The organism is Gordonia sp. L191 (assembly GCF_030077625.1).
Taxonomy (GTDB): domain Bacteria; phylum Actinomycetota; class Actinomycetes; order Mycobacteriales; family Mycobacteriaceae; genus Gordonia; species Gordonia polyisoprenivorans_A.
This window is the reverse complement of sequence record NZ_CP125996.1, coordinates 4,550,136-4,567,303: the sequence shown is the minus strand read 5'-3', so window position 1 is coordinate 4,567,303 and position 17,168 is coordinate 4,550,136. Positions and strand designations below refer to the sequence as shown.

General features: G+C 69.6%; 5 protein-coding genes. 1 reads left to right on the top strand and 4 read right to left on the bottom strand.

Annotated features, from left to right (window positions below):
- Positions 1-224: 224 nt before the first annotated feature.
- The 3 genes from QNM97_RS20665 to QNM97_RS20655 form a co-directional block, all read right to left on the bottom strand.
- A complete protein-coding gene (locus tag QNM97_RS20665) occupies positions 225-2,135 on the bottom strand; it encodes an ABC transporter ATP-binding protein (protein ID WP_283820109.1) in 1,911 nt (636 codons plus the stop codon).
- A gap of 139 nt (positions 2,136-2,274) precedes the next feature.
- The gene (locus QNM97_RS20660) at positions 2,275-3,297 is read right to left on the bottom strand and encodes an iron-siderophore ABC transporter substrate-binding protein (protein WP_283820108.1); all 1,023 of its coding nucleotides are present in this window, start codon (positions 3,295-3,297) and stop codon (positions 2,275-2,277) included.
- A 28-nt stretch (positions 3,298-3,325) separates the two neighbouring features.
- Positions 3,326-4,267 carry a methionyl-tRNA formyltransferase gene (locus QNM97_RS20655; RefSeq protein ID WP_283820107.1) on the bottom strand — a complete coding sequence of 314 codons (942 nt, stop codon included), beginning with the start codon at positions 4,265-4,267 and terminating at the stop codon, positions 3,326-3,328.
- 54 nt (positions 4,268-4,321) lie between these two features.
- Between QNM97_RS20655 and QNM97_RS20650 the strand changes: the two genes are divergently transcribed.
- Complete coding sequence (locus QNM97_RS20650) at positions 4,322-5,560, top strand: alpha/beta hydrolase-fold protein (protein WP_283820106.1); 1,239 nt, start codon at positions 4,322-4,324, stop codon at positions 5,558-5,560.
- A 35-nt stretch (positions 5,561-5,595) separates the two neighbouring features.
- Here the strand turns inward: QNM97_RS20650 and QNM97_RS20645 are convergent, their stop codons facing one another.
- A complete protein-coding gene (locus tag QNM97_RS20645) occupies positions 5,596-17,058 on the bottom strand; it encodes a non-ribosomal peptide synthetase (protein ID WP_283820105.1) in 11,463 nt (3,820 codons plus the stop codon).
- Positions 17,059-17,168: the final 110 nt, after the last annotated feature.

Here is a 17,168-nt window from a genome sequence, read left to right as displayed (position 1 = left end):
ACGACCTCGTCCACGAGGCGATCGAAGGTTCTTTGATCACGGTGGTGCCGGCGAGCCCGCCGACGATGTGCTGGCCCGGTTCACACCGGCCGGGGAGTCGCTGTGCCACAGGACCGCCTCGCGCATGAGGTCGTCGCGCAGGCTCGTCCTGCCGCCGACACTGATCGCGCGGCGCACCACCGGCCGCGCACCCGAGAGCTGATCCCGCGGAACCGGCACACGCCCTACGCCCCGGCCGCGCAGCACGCCTCGTCGTCGTCGGCGGCGAACTGGGTGCGATAGAGCTGTGCATATCGACCGCCGCGCGCGAGAAGCGTGGGGTGGTCACCGCGTTCTACGATCCGGCCGTCCTCGATGACGGCGATCTGATCGGCGGCGCGGATCGTCGAGAGGCGATGCGCGATGACGATGGAGGTGCGTCCGGCCAGGGCCTCGCCGAGCGCCTCGGAGACCGCGGCCTCCGACGTCGAATCCAGATGTGCGGTGGCCTCGTCGAGGATCACCACCGACGGTCTCGCCAGGAGCAGTCGCGCGATCGTCAACCGTTGCCGCTCACCGCCGGAGAGCCGGTAGCCGCGTTCGCCGACGACGGTGTCGAGGCCCTCGGGCAGCGACGCGATCAACTCCTCGAGTCGGGCCCGGCGCAGCGCCTCCCAGATCTCGTCATCGGATGCCTCCGGCTGTGCCAGAACCAGATTGGCGCGGACGGTGTCGTGGAAGAGGTGGCCGTCCTGGGTGACCAATCCGACGGTGCGGTGCACGGTGGTGGCGGTCAGGTCACGCAGGTCCACGCCGTTGAGCTCGATACCGCCGTCATCGACGTCGTAGAGCCGGGTGGCCAGCGATGCGACGGTCGATTTGCCCGCGCCGGAGCTGCCGACGAGGGCGAGCATGCCGCCTGCGGGGACGTCGAGGTCGATGTGGTGCAGCACCGTCTGACCGCCCCGATTATCCAGTTGCGCAACCTCTTCCAGGGAGGCCAGCGACACCTTGTCGGCCGATGGGTAGGCGAACGACACGTCCCGGAAGCGCATCGACACCCCGGCGTCGGAGCGGGGTAGGTCGACGGCGTCGGGCTTGTCGGCGATCAGTGGTCGCAGGTCGAGCACCTCGAAGACCCGCTCGAAACTGACCAGCGCACTCATGATCTCGACGCGGGCGTTGGCCAGTGCGGTCAGCGGCGCGTACATGCGAGTGAGCAGCAGGGCCAGGGAGACGACGGCCCCGGCCGACAGGTGCTGGTGCACGGCCAGCCAGCCCCCGAGTCCGTACACCAACGCCAGTGCCAGTGCGGAGACCAACGTCAGCGCCGTCATGAACACTGTGTGCAGCATCGCGCGCCGAACCCCGATGTCGCGCACACGATCCGCGCGGTCGGCGAACTCCGCCGACTCCTGCTCCGGGCGTCCGAACAGTTTGACCAGCGTCGCTCCCGGAGCGGAGAACCGCTCGGTCATCTGCGTCGACATGCGGGCGTTGTGCTCGGCGGCCTCCCGCGACAATGCGGCCATCCGCCTGCCGAGGCGGCGGGCCGGAATGACGAAGACCGGCAACAGGATTAACGCCAGGACCGTGATCTGCCAGCTGATCGCGATCATCACGCCGAGCGTCAGCACCAGTGTCACCAGATTCGACACGACGCCCGAGAGTGTGTCGCTGAATGCACGTTGGGCGCCGATGACGTCGTTGTTGAGCCGGCTCACCAGGGCGCCGGTGCGGGTGCGGGTGAAAAATGCGATGGGCATGCGCTGGACGTGGTCGAAGACCGCGCGTCGCAGATCCAGGATCAGGCCCTCGCCGATGTTGGCCGAGAGCCATCGCGTCACCACCGACGCAGCCGCCTCGGCCACCGCGATCACGGCGATCAGACCGGCGAAGCCCGCGATGGCCGCGGCGGCACCGGAATCCTGTGCGGTGATCAGGTTGACCACGTGCCCGGCCAGCAGTGGTGTCACCACCGTCAGCACGGCGGTGAAGATCGACAGCACCAAGAAGGCAACGATCCGGCGGGCATGCGGGCGGGCGAAGCCGCCGATCCGGCGCAGTGCGCCGAGCCGATCGGGGCTGCGGGGCGTGGCGTCGGGGGAGGTCATCGATTTGTACATGACGTCCCACGCGACCGATTCCATACTCATGGCAGCCAGGTTAGAACTTCAAGCGAACTTGATGTCCAGATCCCGAGGCAGAACGACTGGTCCGGAATACGAGAAGGGCCCGTACCGAGACCTCGGGGAGAGGTGACGGTACGGGCCCTCGTCGAGGGGGCCGTGAGTGTCAGCCGGCGGCCTGCGCCAGCGGCGTCCCGATGTTGTCGACGACGTAACCGAGGCTGAGCACGGTCTGCCAACCGAACGCCTTCTCGAGTTCACCCTCGAGGTAGACGCTGTGGTTGTCCTTGACCGCGGGCAGGTTGGCCAGCGCGCTCTGGTCCAGGATCGTCTGCTTGCCCTTGGGGGCGTAGGACAGCTGATCCCACACGATCACGTCGGTGTCGAGCTTGCGGGCTTCCTCCAGCGACAGCGTCGCATAGAACTTGTCCCCGGCAGCCTGATCGACCTGGGTGTTCGGCGCGAAGCCGAGCGAGGTGAAGAACTGCGTGCGGGGATCGGCCGCGGAGAACGCCGACAGTGCGCTGCCGTCATAGGTGGCGACGCTGATCGTCTTGCCCTTCCAATTCGGGTGGGCGGCACCGAGGTCGGTGATCTTCTTCTTCACGCCTGCGACGAGCTCGGCAGCCTTCTTGGGCTGTCCGACCGCGGCACCGATCTCCTCGGTGGTCACGTCCCACGGCTGTTCGTAGTCGGCGTAGTCGGCCTTCTGCGCGATCACCGGGGCGATCTTGGACAGCGCGTCGTAGGTGTCCTTGTCGATGCCGGAGTAGACGGCGACGATCAGATCCGGTTTCATCGCGGCGATGGCTTCCGGATCGATCTCCTCGGCGTTGTAGATCTCCGGCTTCTGGCCCTTGAGCAGATCGGTGGCCCATGCGCCGACCGCAGCGCCCTTGGTGGTGGTCATGCCGTCCCAGTTGCGCACCGTCACCGGCACCACGCCGAGTGCGAGCAATGCGTCCTGGTCGGTGTAGCCCAGCGACACCACACGCTTGGGTACCGCGGTGACCTCGGTGGAACCGAACTTGTGGGTGATGGTCGCCGGCAATGCACCCTGCTCGGCCGCCGGCGCCGCACTCGACGACGAGTCGTCGGAATCCGAGCCGCAGGCCGTGAGGAGCGCCGCCACCAGGGCGACGAGCGCCATCAGGATCGCACCACCACGAATTTTGTTGAACGTCACCATATCTCCTGTGTTCTCTCGGCGAAGCCGATCAGATTTCGTCCACATAACCGGCACGCGTGCCGAAGTACTCGGTAGCCGGTACCTCCCGGCCGTCGTCGAGGCGCAGACGATCGAGAACGATCGCCGGGGCCGGACGATTGGGGGCGTCGGAGCCGCACACCACCGCGATACCGCCTTCGCATTCGACGGTGACGCGTCCGGGGGTGCCGCCGAAGCGGCCCCGCGAGACGTGCGCGCGAATCACCCGCAGCCGCTCACCGCGGAATCGGAAGTGCGCGTTCGGGTACGGGTCGGACTGGGCGCGCACCAGCAACTCGATGTCGGCGGCGCTCGCGGTGAAGTCGATCCGGGACTCGCGGTCGGAGCGCTTGTGGAAATACGTGGCGCGAGCCGGGTCCTGCTGATGATCGGTGAGGGCGCCCTCGGCGAGGGCCGACAGCGTCGAGAGCACCAGGGGCTCGATCAACTCGGTGGTCGCCGCCACCAGTTCGGTGGTGGTGGCGCTCGGTCCCACCGGAATCGACTGCTGCGCCACGATCGGGCCGCCGTCGAGCGTCTCGTCCATGCGGTGGACCGTCACCCCGACGCGGCTCTCCCGATTGAGCAGGGCCCAGAGGATCGGCGAGAATCCCGCGTACTCGGGCAGCAGGGAGTCGTGGACGTTGAGGGTGCCGTGGGTGGGCAGGTCGAAGACGCTCTTGGGCAACCAGGTCCGCCAGTTGTTGGCCAGGATCACGTCGGGCTTCGCCTGGTGCACCGCGTCGATCAGGGCGTCGTCGGCCCGCTGGGCCACGTGGACCGGTACACCGTGAGCCTGCGCGAGATCCTCGACGGAGTCGCTGAACATCTGCTCGTAGGGGTGGGAGCTGGTGGGATGGGTGACGGCCAGGACGACGTCGTGCCCCGATTTCAGGGCCGCGGTGAGAGTCCGGTGTCCCCAGGTCTGATAACCGAAGGTCACTACGCGCACCACGGTAGGTTAGTGGAGCCTTAGCTTATGAGTCAATTCCACGAAAGGGTCAAAATGCCCGTCTCCGCTGACCTGCTCACACCGCACCCCGGGGTGGTCTTCGATCTCGTGGACGAGCGCAGATCGCCGTGCTGGCCGCGGTATCGCGTTCTGCCCGACGGCGGTGCCGAGGCCTTGCTGATCACCGACCTCGACGCGCGCGGCGCCACCGTCGTCCGCGAGGACGGCGGTCCGACGGTCGGGTTCGTGCCGATCGCGGCCGACGATCTCGCGGCGCTGGTGGGTGGCGCGTCGTTGCCGCTGCCCGAGGCGCCCGGCGTCGCCCGCGTCGAGATCGCCTTTCCGGCAACCAGTTATCGCATCGCACTCGGTGACGATGCACCCGGCGCCGACCCGTTCAACGCCGACAGCCCGGGTGGGCTGGTGTCGCTGCTCACCCATCCGCACGCGCCGCGGTCGGGGCTCGACGGGGTGGACCTGTGGCGACCGGATTCGCCCGACGGGGCCGCCGAGGCGGCCGAAGGTGCTCGCCCGCAGCGCATTCGACTCGATCGTGGCGTCCTCGGACGTCGCGCGACGATGCACCTGAGCGTTCCGCGTCGGCCCGACGACGACGGCGTCGTCCCGGTGGTGTTGCTGCTCGACGGCGATGACTGGCTGCACCTGTATCCGCTGTCGTCCGCGCTGGCCGCCGCGGCGGCCGGATCGTCCGAGTGGGTGTCCGTGCTCGACTCGGTGGCATTGGCCTACCTGCCCGCACCGCTCGACCGGTCGGCGCGGGAGGACGAACTGACCTCGGCCGCAACGGCATCCGCGGTGGCGACGTCGGTGCTGGCCGCCGTGGACGCCGATCTCGTCGGGCGCGGGTTGCGTCGCGGATACACCGTCCTGGCCGCGCAGAGCCTCGGCGGAATCGCCGCGGTGCGTGCCGCGGTGGCCGCCGCGCGCGCGGGCTCGGCGACACAGGGTATCGATGCCGTTGTCGCACAATCACCCTCGTTCTGGTGGCCGGCTCCGGCGGCGGGCGGGCCACTCGACGGACCCGACGGTGGTGCGGTCCTCGGAGAACTCGACGACGACACGTTCGACCTCTCGTCGCCGGCCCGCTCGTTCCGGTTCACCGTCGGCAGTGGCGAGCCCGCCATGCACCGGCACATCGACGCGGTGCGCGCCGCGCTCGCCGACCGCGGCGCCCGGGCGACCATGCGTGTCATCGACGGCGGCCACGATCATGCCGTGTGGCGGCTCGCGCTGGTCCGTGACCTCTGCGACGAGCTCACCACACGGCACTGAACCTGCTGTGACCACCTGGTCGCAGTCATTGTGTCTCATCCGAATTCGGCGGCGATCGCCGAGACGGTCCGAAGCTCGTAGACCTCCCGTACCGATACCGGCCGGCCGAACTCGCCACGCAGCAGCGCGGCCAGCCGAACCGCAGACATCGAATGGCCGCCGACCGCGAAGAAGTCGACATCGACCTCGAGATCGTCGCAGTCGAGGGCCTCGGCCATCAGTTCGGCGACGAGCTCCTCCTGCGGCCCGGCCAATGGGCGGCCGCCGGACTCGACGAGCTCTCCGGCGCCGAGCTTCGCATGGTCGATCTTGCCGTTGAGTGTCAACGGAATCCGCTCCTGCACCGAGAACCGGGTGGGCACCAGATAATCGGGCAGCGCATCGCGCAGACCGTTGCGCACCAGACCGATCAGAGCCGCCGGATCGTCGGTGTCGGCGGCCAGATGACAGCACAGCACCCCGTCGCGGGCGAGGGTCACCGCATCGCGGACGCGGTCGGCGAACCGCTCGAGCACCACCGCCGATACCTCACCGGGATCGACGCGATGGCCGCGGATCTTCACCTGGTCGTCGGTGCGGCCGAGATAGTCGATCAGGCCGTCGGTGTTGCGCCGTACCAGATCTCCGGTGCGATACATCCGCTCACCGGCGGCGCCGGCCGGGCACGCCACCATCGTCGCAGCGGTCCTGGCCGCGAGATGGAGGTAGCCGCGAGCCAATCCGACACCGGTGACGTACAACTCGCCGGCCACCCCGTCGGGAACCGGACGCAGCCACTTGTCGAGGATCATCACCTCGGTGTTGTCCACCGGCCGTCCGATGGACGGCGTGGCCGACTCGTCGGTACCCACGCCGAGGGTGTTGATGGTGTATTCGGTGGGCCCGTACAGGTTGTAGCCTCGGGTACCCGCGGTGGCCCGTAACCGCGCCCACAGGGTGGTCGACACCGCCTCGCCGCCGAGCAGGATGAGTGGCGGAATGTGTGCCTGTGCCCCGAGTAGTCCCTCGGCCACGAGTTGATCGGCCTGTCCGGGCGTCACATTGAGGACGTCGATCCGCTGCTCGGCGACGTAGGTGACGAGCCCGGTGGCGTCGCGTCGCAACTCCTCGTCGCAGATGTGCACCTCGTGACCCTCGGCGAGCCACAGCAACTCCTCCCACGACATGTCGAAGGCGAACGAGATGGCATGGGCCACTCGGAATCTCCGGTCGGCGGCCCGCACCGCCGGGGCGAAGATCCGACGCCGGTGATTGGCCAGCATGTTGGCCAGGCCGGCGTGGCCGATGACGACGCCCTTGGGGGTTCCGGTGCTCCCGGAGGTATAGATCACGTACGCGTCGCCGTCCGCGCGGGCGCGCGAGGCGGCGAGTGCCGGTGCCGCGGGATCGTCGGTGACCGGCATCAGCCGGTCGGCGGGAACCACCGTCGACATGCGCTGGCTCGACTCGTCGGAGACCAGGACGATGTCGGGATCGCAGTCGTCGCAGATCGCACGCAGCCGATTGTCGGGATGCTCGAGATCCAGTGGCGTGTAACGCGCGCCGGACCACAGCACCCCGAGGATGGCGACGACCACCTCGGCGGAGCGCGGAACCGCGATCGCGACGGTCGAGCCGGGCGCGACCGACGCCGCCAGCCGGCCGGCCAGCCGCATCACCCGATCGGCAAGCTCCCCGAGACTCCACCGCACCGCGCCGCACACCAGTGCCACCGACTCCGGTTCGCGGCGCACCGCCGCGGCGAACTCGTCCACCACGGTCGACGACCACGGCCCGTTCGCGGCCGCCACCGCAGCCGGATTCGGGCCTGACACAGCAGGATCGGATGCCACCGGCAGGGCGGCCAACGGCGTATCCGGTGCCTGAGCGGTGCGCGAGAGTGCCCGCAGCACAGCCATGGCGTGGTCGGCCAGCCCCGTTGCGGTGGTCTCGTCGACCAACTCGGCGCGATACTCGACCTTCAGCGTCATCTCATCGCCGGGGGTGAACACCCACGTCAGCGCGAAGTGGGTGGAGTCCTCGGCCTCCTCGGTGAGAATCCCGTGCCGATCCCGGGTCTCGCGGGCCGCCTCCGGATCGAGGAAGTTCTGGATCACCACCAGCGAATCGAAGAGGGCGGCGACGCCCAGCTCGCGATGGATCTCACCGAGATCGGCCCCGTCGTGCGGCATCGCCGCGGCGCGATCGTCGGAGACGCTGCGCAGCATCTCCCGGACCGGACGCCATGCGTCGACCTCGACACGGACCGGCACGGTGTTGAGGAGAACTCCCACGACCTCGTCGATGCCGGGCACCTCCAGCAGATCGCGCCCCGACACCGACAGCCCGAACAGCACATCGGACTCACCGGTCGCCCGGTGCAGGGTCAACGCCATGGCAACGGTGGCCAACGCCGTCAGCGTCACGCCGTGTGCACGTCCCGCCGCGAGCAGATCGGCGGTCTCGGTGGTGTCGAGGGAGCGGATGATCTTGCGCGGCAATGCCTCGGCGGCAGCCGGGGGCGGCGCGTCGAGCGCCGCGGGCCGGCCGAGCAGTGTCGGCCCGGCCATCCCGCCGAGAACCGAACGCCAGAACGCGATGTCCTGCTGGTGATCTCGGTCCTCGAGCAGTGTGGCAACCTCGGCGAAGCCGGGCCGTGCCGGCCGTGGGGTACGCACCGCGGACTGTTCGCGATCGTGCAACCGGTCGAGGAACTCGGTGAGGAAACGCGCCCTCGACCACCCGTCGAGCAGTGCGAGGTGATAGGTGAACAACACCGTGTCTCCGTGGCCTGCGCGTCGGACGATGGTCGCACGGGCTGCGGGAGAGCGATCGAGCGGAATCGGCTGTGCGCGATCACGTTCTCGCAGGGTGTGCTCGTCGGCCGAGGTGCCGTCGGTGTGGACGATCTCGACCGGCAACAGCACGCGCTCGTCACGGCCGGGTAGGTACTGGGTGGGTGTTGCCGCGGCCAGGTCGAATCGCGCGCCCATCGCCGGGTGCACGACGACGGCGTCGGCGAACGCCTCGGCGAGCTGATCCGGGTCGATCTCGCGATCGAAGGTCAACGCGGTCTGCGCGTGATACGACCCCGACGGCGCGACCTGTGACTGGAACAGCAGGCCACGCTGCAATACCGTCGGCGGCACCTGCACCGGGCCGCGATCGGCCGTCCGGTCGATCTCGGCGGCCAGCGCACCGACGCTGCTCCGCACCGCGTCGGTGATCGTTTCGGCGGTGATCTCCTGGCCGGCGATATCCGAGATCGACTCGGCCACGGCAAATTGCACCACCAGGCGCGGTGGTGACCCACTGACCCAGACGTCGGCCTCGACGGCGTACGGGGTGCGCGGCGGGGCGGACGGCGGCGGGGTGGGCAGCACCTCACGGCTCTCGCCGCGGCCCAGATAATTCACCAGGATCTGTGCGCCGCCCTCGGCGAGCAGTCGTGACGTCCGCGCGTGGACGTGGCGCAACGCCATGTAGCCCAACGGGTCCGGCCGATCGGCGAGAGCCGCGGTCAGTTCGCGGGAAGTCACCGCGGCGTCGGCGCGGGCCGTCACCCGCACCGGAGCGATCTGGGTGAACCATCCGACGGTGCGACCGCAGTCCAGTGCCGCGTCGCCGCCGCGCACCGGCTCACCCGGATCGGGGCGACCGTGCCCTTCGACGTCGACGAGCAGGGTGGGTTCGGTGCCGAGCAGACGTGCGACCGACGCAAGCATGAGGGCGACGATCACCTCGGTGACCGCCCCGCCGAGCGCGGGCGCGGCCTCGTCGACGACGACGGCCACCTCCGGACCGTCGACCTCGACGGTGTGGGCGGTGATCCGGTCTGCGTCGAATACCGTTGCCGCGACCAGAGGCTCGGTGGTGTGCAGGTCTCGCCAATGACCGAGGTCCGATGCGATGACGGGGCTGTAGGCCGCGCGCATCACCTGCTGCGCATACGTGGCATACGAACTCGGCTCCGCAGCCGGACGCCCGCCACGAAGGGCCTGCTCGACGTCGTCGATGATGACCATCCACGACACGCTGTCGACCACCGCATGGTGGGCCAGCAGCACCACGCCGTGTCCGGCGTCGAGGAGGGCGGCGGCGATCGGTCGGCCGTCGGCGAGGCTGATGTTGCCGATCAGTTCAGGCACCGCATCGGCCGGGTCGGCCGACGCCGACTCCCGCACCGGCGGCGCCACCGGACCGGAATCCGGCATCGAGATCGACAGCGCCGCTTCGGGCTCGGTGCCGGTGATCACGGCGCCGAGCATCGGGTGCGCCTCGACGACGGCGGTGAGAGCAGCGCGGAGCTGATCGGCGGTGACGCCCTGCGGCGTCCGGAGCAGCCGTGCCTGCACCAGGTCGCCGGGGAATCCCCACTCGTGCTGGCGGAGCAGGATGGGCGTCGGCACGGGTGCCGCGCGAGCTCCGGAATCGGTTGCCGCACTGCTCATGACGGCCACCGCGTCGGCGCCGAGGCGTTCGGCGATCCGTGCCGGGGTCCGGCCGAGGAACACATCGCGCGGGGTCACCTTGACACCGCGCGCGGCGAGGCGGTTGGCCACCCGGATCGCCACGATCGAGTCGCCGCCGAGCATGAAGAAATCGTCATCGCCGCCGACCTCGTCGACGTCGAGGGCTTCGGCGATCACCGACGCCACGGCGGTGACCCGCGAGTCCGGGACGTGGGGGTCTCCGCTGTCCGGTGCTGTCATCTCGGGGATCTCGGCGACGGGGATCTCGGCGAGTAGTTCCCGCAGCCGGTCGTCGTCGCGTTTGCCGTTGACGGTGCGCGGCAGGGCATCCACCACGAGCACCTCGTCGGGCACCATGTGCGCCGGAAGGGACTCCCGGGCCGCACGCCGCGCGCGAGCCGCGTGATCCCCGCCGGAGCCCGGTGCGCCGTCGGCGACGATCGCTGCACGCAGGCGCGGGCCGTCGGCGGTGTCGACGGCCACGACCGCGGCCTCGGTGGCGACACCGGAGCGGCGTAACGCGGCCTCCACCTCGCCCGTCTCGATCCGGAAGCCGCGTACCTGTACCTGGCGATCGGCCCGCCCGATGTAATCCATGCCGCCGTCGGCCCGCACCCGCACCACGTCACCGGAGCAGTACAGACGGTCGCCACCGGCTCGCAAAGGAGTGGTACGGAACGGGTTTGCGACGAATCGGGTGGCGGTCAGGTCCGGACGCCGGTGGTATCCCGCCGACACCTGCGGTCCGGAGACGTACAGGATGCCGGTGTCGCCCACCGCCACCGGACGGAGTTGCTCGTCGAGCACATGCGTCACCAGACCGTCGAGCGGACGGCCGATGGGGCTGCCCGAGTCCTCGCGTATCCCTTCGGTGATCGCCAGCGCCGTGACGTGCACCGTGGTCTCGGTGATCCCGTACATGTTGATCGCCACCGCATCGGGGTGGCGATCCAGCCACCGGCCGGTCAGCGCCGGCTCGAGACGTTCGCCGCCGAAGATCAGGTACCGCAGATCCGGAAGCGTCACGCCGGTCGCGTCGAGCGCGGCGAAGGCCGTCGGAGTCTGATTGAGCACGGTGATCCGCGCATCGCGCAGTGCGCAGGCGAGATCGGCCGGGATGCGGGTCAGCGCGTGATCGACCACGACGGCCAGCGCGCCGGCGCGCAGCGGTGCCCACAGCTCCCAGACCGAGAAGTCGAAAGCGAAGGAGTGTGCGACGCACCAGGTGTCGTCGGGGCCGGTCACCACGTGGCTCTCGGCGTTGCGTAGCAGCGACACGACGTTGCGGTGCGTCACCACGACGCCCTTGGGGACTCCGGTGGAGCCGGAGGTGTAGAGGATGTATGCGGGGTCGTCGGGGCGGACGCGATGCGGTTGCGGGAGTGCACCGCCCGGCCCGGCGGGTGAATCGCGTCGGTCGGGATCGGGGCACAGGACCGGGATGTGGTCGTCGGCGATGCGTTTCGCGAGCCCCGCATGATCGGGAGAGGCGACGATCAGGGCGGGCCGGCAGTCGTCGACGATGAGGTCGAGGCGCTGCTGCGGCGAGTACGGATCGAGCGGGACATAGGTGACCCCGGCCAGTACCGCAGCGATGACGGCCTCGGCGAAGCGGCTCGAGCGCTCGATCAGCAATGCGACGCGCGGTGGTGGGTCACCGGCTGTCGAGGCCGGCAGGGCGCGGCGGATCTGCTCGGCGAGTGCTGTTGCAGCGGCATCGATCTCGCCGTAGGTGCGGGCGGCCGGGGCCGACTGGGCCCGCAGGTCGCCGAGTGCCGGACGGTCATGGTGCGCGCGGACCGCCGAGTTCCACACGTGCGCGAGCGTCGCATCATCCCGGTCGTCGTGCTCGTCGTGCTCGTCGTGCTCGTCGTGATCATCGGGGGCATCGAGGGCCGAACTCACCTCCGCGACGGTGCAGTCGGTCAGCAGCATCGTGGTCGCGGTGACGAGGTGCGCGGCGATGCGTTCGGCGCGAGCGCGAGGGATCACCGACTCGTCGTGGATCATTCGCAGCGGTGCAGGGGCGTCCGAGGTGATCACCAGCGTGAGCGGATAATGTGGGGCGCCCTCGTTGACGATGTCGACGATCTCCAGGCCCGTTGCGCTGGTGTCGATCTGATCGGCTCCGGTGCCGATCTCCACCACCACGAGGGTGTCGAACAGCTCTCCCGCCGACCGTCCGGCCGTGCGGGCGATGTCGGTCAGGCCGATGTGCAGGCAGTCGCGAACCCGATCGTGGTGTGCGGCGAGATCCTCGACGAGGTCGCGGGCGCGCCGGGTGGGCGCCGCGCCCGGCGCGCGGATGGGCACGGTGTTGATGAACATGCCGACGGCGTCGTCGATCCCGTCCACCGGTGCGTCTCGCCCGGAGACGGTCGAACCGAACACCACGTCGGTGCCATCGTCGACACCGGTCATTCGGCGCAGCGCCAATCCCCATGCGGCCTCCACGACATCGGGGAGGCGCAACCCGGCCGCACGGGTACGTGCCGCCAGTGTTGCGAGTTCCGGTGCGTCGAGAGACATCTCGGATAGCGCACTCGATGCCGTGGCGCCCGGCGCCACCACCACCGGATGGAGCCGACCGGCTAGTTCGTCGCGCCAGCGCGCCACGTCGGCGTCGTGGGGACGGGCGGCGATCCAGCGCAGGTAACCGGCGAAACCGCGGTCGAGGCGGTGTACGGGCACCTCGGTGCGGTCGCGTTCAGCGGTATCCCCGTAGCCGGCATCCAGGTAGCCGGTATCCCGGTAAGCGGAGAACAACTCGCGCAACGCGATCGGCACCGACCACCCGTCGGCGATCAGGTGGTGCACCGTCTGCACCACGACGTGGTCGTCGCCCGCGGGGATCACCGTGTAGCGCATCAGGGGTGCCGTCTCGGGATCGAAGCCGCGGTCGCGATCGGCCCGGGCGATCTCGTCGATGCTCGCCGGTCCGCTGGCTGCGTCGAGCACGGTGAACTCGAGCCGATCGGCGCAGTCGGTGTCGAGGACCTGATACACCCGACCCGACCGTGTCGTCCGGAACGCCGCGGCCAGGGTCGGGCGGCGCCGCAACAACATCGCGGCCGCGGTCCGCAGCCGCTCGACGTCGAGGGGTCCGCGCAGTGTCAGGATCTGTTGCTCCACATACATACTCGACTGTGCGCCGTCGAAGATGCTGTGGAAGTGCATACCCTGCTGCAGCGGCGTAAGCGGCAGCACGTCGACGAGGCCAGGACCGTCGATGGCGTCGAGCTCGTCCTGATCGAGGATCACCTCACCGCCCGGGGTGAGGGCGAAGTCGCCGGCCGAATGCGATGCCAGCGCAGCGATCCCGGACACCGCCCGGAGCGAGCGCTCCCACAGGTCGAGGAGCCGGTCGATCCGGTCGTCGCCGAATCGCCCGGCGGCCCAGGAGATCGTGGTGCGCAGGACGGCTCCGTCGGGGCCGGGTTCGGTGATGGCGTTGAACTCGAGTTCACGGGGGAGGCGTTGCCGCGGGTCGCGACGCTCACCGAGTTGGCCCGTCGGACCCAGCGGCGCGAAGTCCTTGGCCTCGGGGGTCCCGACCCGGCCCAGATAGTTGAACAGCACCTGCGGCGACCGGTCCGGCGCGGTATCGGCTTCTGGGCCGAGATAACGTCCGATGCCGTAACCGATTCCGCGGTGGGGAACCACGGCGAGCTGGTCCTTGACGGCCTTGAGTGCGCGGCTTACGCCCGCGGGGTCGTCGAGGTCGACGGCGCCGGGGTCGACGAGCACCGGATACAGCGTGGTGAACCAGCCGACGGTGCGACTCAGATCGGCCTCGCCGCCACCCGGGGTCGGGATGTGGCGGGTCTCGCGGCCGTGGCCCTCGAGTTCGATGACGCTGTGGGTGTGGGTGTGGGCGTGCGCCCCCTGGTGGTCGGGTCCCCGCTGTTCTGATCGGAACCGGGCCAAGGTCAGCGACAGTGCCGTCATCAACACCGCTTCGGCGGTGGCGGCGTATCCGGTGACGACCTCGCCGAGCAGTGCCTCGGCGGCCGGCCCGCCGAACTCGTGCACCCGCGTCATCTCGTCGGCCACGCGGGCGGTCAGCTCCGTGGGGTCGTCGGCCAGCGGGGTGTCGGGGCGGGCGAGCACCTCGTCGAAGTAGGTGCGGTCGGCCTCGAGTCCAGGTGCGGCCGCGGCGAGCAGTTCGCTCCACCGCCGCAGCGAGGTGCCCTCGGTCTGCACCGGTGGAGCCGAATCGTTTGTCGGAGAACCGGAGTCGTCGAGTGACCCCGCGCGTCGCGATGCCATCGCGCGCGTCAGGTCGTCGGTGAGGATGTCCCAGGACACGCCGTCGATCACCAGGTGGTGGATGACGAGGAGAAGTCCGCGGGTGCCGTCGGCCGCCACGCGCAGACCGGCGGCCAAGACCACGCCGTGTGCCGGATCGAGCTGTCCGGTCAGCCACTCGATACCGTCATCCGTGGTGGCCGAATCCAGTTCGGTCACCGGGACGACGCCGATCTCCTCGGCGCGCGGTATCCGCAGGTGCAGCCGTGGCCCGGTGACGACGGTCGCCGCGAGTGCCGGGTGCGTGCGCACCGTTGCGGTCAGGATCGACTGCGCGGCAGCCTGATCGAGATCGTCCGGGGCGCGGAGCTCGACGGCCTGCACGAATCCGTGGATGTGCTCGGCGATCTCGCCCGCCCACCGGATGATCGGCATGGCGTCGACGACGCCGTCCGGACGATCGTCGGGGTCGGGCTGGTGGCCGGTGCGCGTGACGCGCGTGGCCAATGCGCGCGGCGTGCGGGCGTCGAAGACATCGGACACCGTTGCGCTCCAGCCGTCTCGGCGCAGTGCGCCGAGGACTCCGATGGCGCGCAACGAATCCCCGCCGACGTCGAAGAAGTCGGTGTCTGGGCCGATTCGGTCGACACCGAGGGCTCCGGCGAGTGCCGCGGTCACCGCGGCCAGCGCCGGGGAGGCCTCCGCGCCGGACTCGCCGATCGCGGGATCGGGTTCCGGGCCGAGTGCTTCGGAGAAGTCCGGATCGGGCAGCGCGCGCCGATCCAGCTTGCCGTTGACCGTCATCGGGAACGCGTCGAGCACCATCACCGTCGCGGGCACCATGTAGTCGGGCAGCACCGACCGCGACCACTCCCGGATGTCCGCCCCGCTCGGGTGGCGGCCCTGATGGCAGACGACGTAGCCGATCAGGCGGCCGTCCTGCAGTGTCACACAGGGCATCCGCACGTCGGGATGCTCGGCCAGCCCGGCCTCGACGTCCTCGAGTTCGAGGCGCATCCCGCGGACCTTGACCTGATTGTCGGCGCGGCCGAGGAATTCCAGCGATCCGTCGTCGAGGCGTCGGGCCAGATCGCCGGTGCGGTACATGCGCTCACCCGGCCGCCCGAACGGATCGGCCACGTAGCGAGCCGCGGTGAGATCACCCTGGCCCACATATCCACGCCCGAGCAGGAACCCGGCCGCATACAGTTCGCCGGTCTCGCCGGCCACACTGGGCCGCAACTCGTCGTCGAGCACATACAGTGCGGTGTTGGGGTTCGCCGATCCGATGGACGGGCCCATGCGATCCTCGTCGCCGGCATAGATCACGTGGGAGACACCGATCGTCGCCTCGGCCGGACCGTATCCGTGGTACATCGGGATCTGCAGTTGTTCCCGGAAACGCCGGAACAGTGCCTGCGTCAACAGTTCCCCGCCACACCAGACGTGCCGCAACGAGTCCAGCCGCGACCCGCCGTCGGCCAGTGCGAGCAGCACGTCGAGCATCGACGAGACCAGATAGGCGAAGGTGACGTGCTCGCGGGCGATCAGATCGAGCAGATACTGCGGATCGCGCTCACCACCGGCATGGGCGACCACCACCCGGCCGCCGCTGATCAACGGCAGCAAGATTTCGTTGACGGAGATGTCGAAGGCCAACGGCGCCTTGAACAATGCGGCATCGGTGGGGCCGAACCCGAGGATCTCGTCGCGTTGCCACAGCAGTCGCTCGACGATGGCCTCACGCCGGATCATGGCGCCCTTGGGTTTTCCGGTCGATCCCGAGGTGAACACGACATAGGCCAGCCCGGCTCCGCGCATCGGTCGCGTGACGGGATCCACCGCCTGGTCGGGTAGTGCTGCATCGCAGTCGAATTCAACGATTGCCGGATCATTCGCGCGGTCGTGGGACGAATATGCGCCGCGGCGGGTGACGAGCACCCGCACCTGCGCGCGCTCGATGACGTCGCGTCGGCGGGCATCGGGCCACGCGGGGTCGACCGGCACGAAGGCGCCACCGGTCATCAGCGCGGCCACGATGGCCACCACCATGTCGGCCCCACGGTCCATCGCGATCCCGACGAGCGCCTCGTCACCGATGCCGTGGTGTTCGAGATCATCGACCAGAGAGGCTGCGCGAAGCCATAGTTCGCGATACGACAATCGATGCCGGTCGTCGATCACGGCAAGCGCATCCGGTGTGGCCCGGACGTGCTCGGCGATCAGTTCCACCACATCCGGTCGTCGCCGCGGGGCGTCGGTGTCATTCCATCGACGCTGGCGCCGCAGACGCTGCTCGGCGGTATCGGGCCGGACGGAGTCCAGCCGGCGGTCGGGGTAAGTGACGAGATCGCCGAGGAGGTCGGTGAGGTCGTCGGGCGAGACCGGTGCGTCGATGCTCACGCCGAGCCCGTCGCCGTCGAGGCGGGTGCTGACCCGCACCGATCCCACCTCGGCGATGACGGCGACGTCCTCGGGATTGTCCGTGCGGTTTCGCAGCGTCGCAACGGTATCCAGCCCGCCGGCCAGGTCGACCAGGCCGACCTCGCCGGGGGAGTGCGATCCGAACAGCGTCGCGGCGCCGATCTTGGCGGCGGTGGGTCCGCCGTCGACGACGCGCAGCGATACCGCCGGGACCGGTGAACCGTCGACCGCTCCGGCATGAGCGGCCCACCAGGCGGTGGCTAGTGCGACGGTGGCTGCGGTGGCCCCGGCCCCCACATCACCGAGGCGCGAGCGCATCTGGCGCACCGACGCCGGGGCGATGGTGGTGAGGACATTCGAACCGAGCGAACTCATCGTCAACCTCTCTGTGGCGCCGGCGGCATGCGAGAGACACGTCCATGCACTGCCGGCGGATCGGCCCGTGGTGGTGACGGACCCTATGGAGTCGGACCGGGTGATATCGA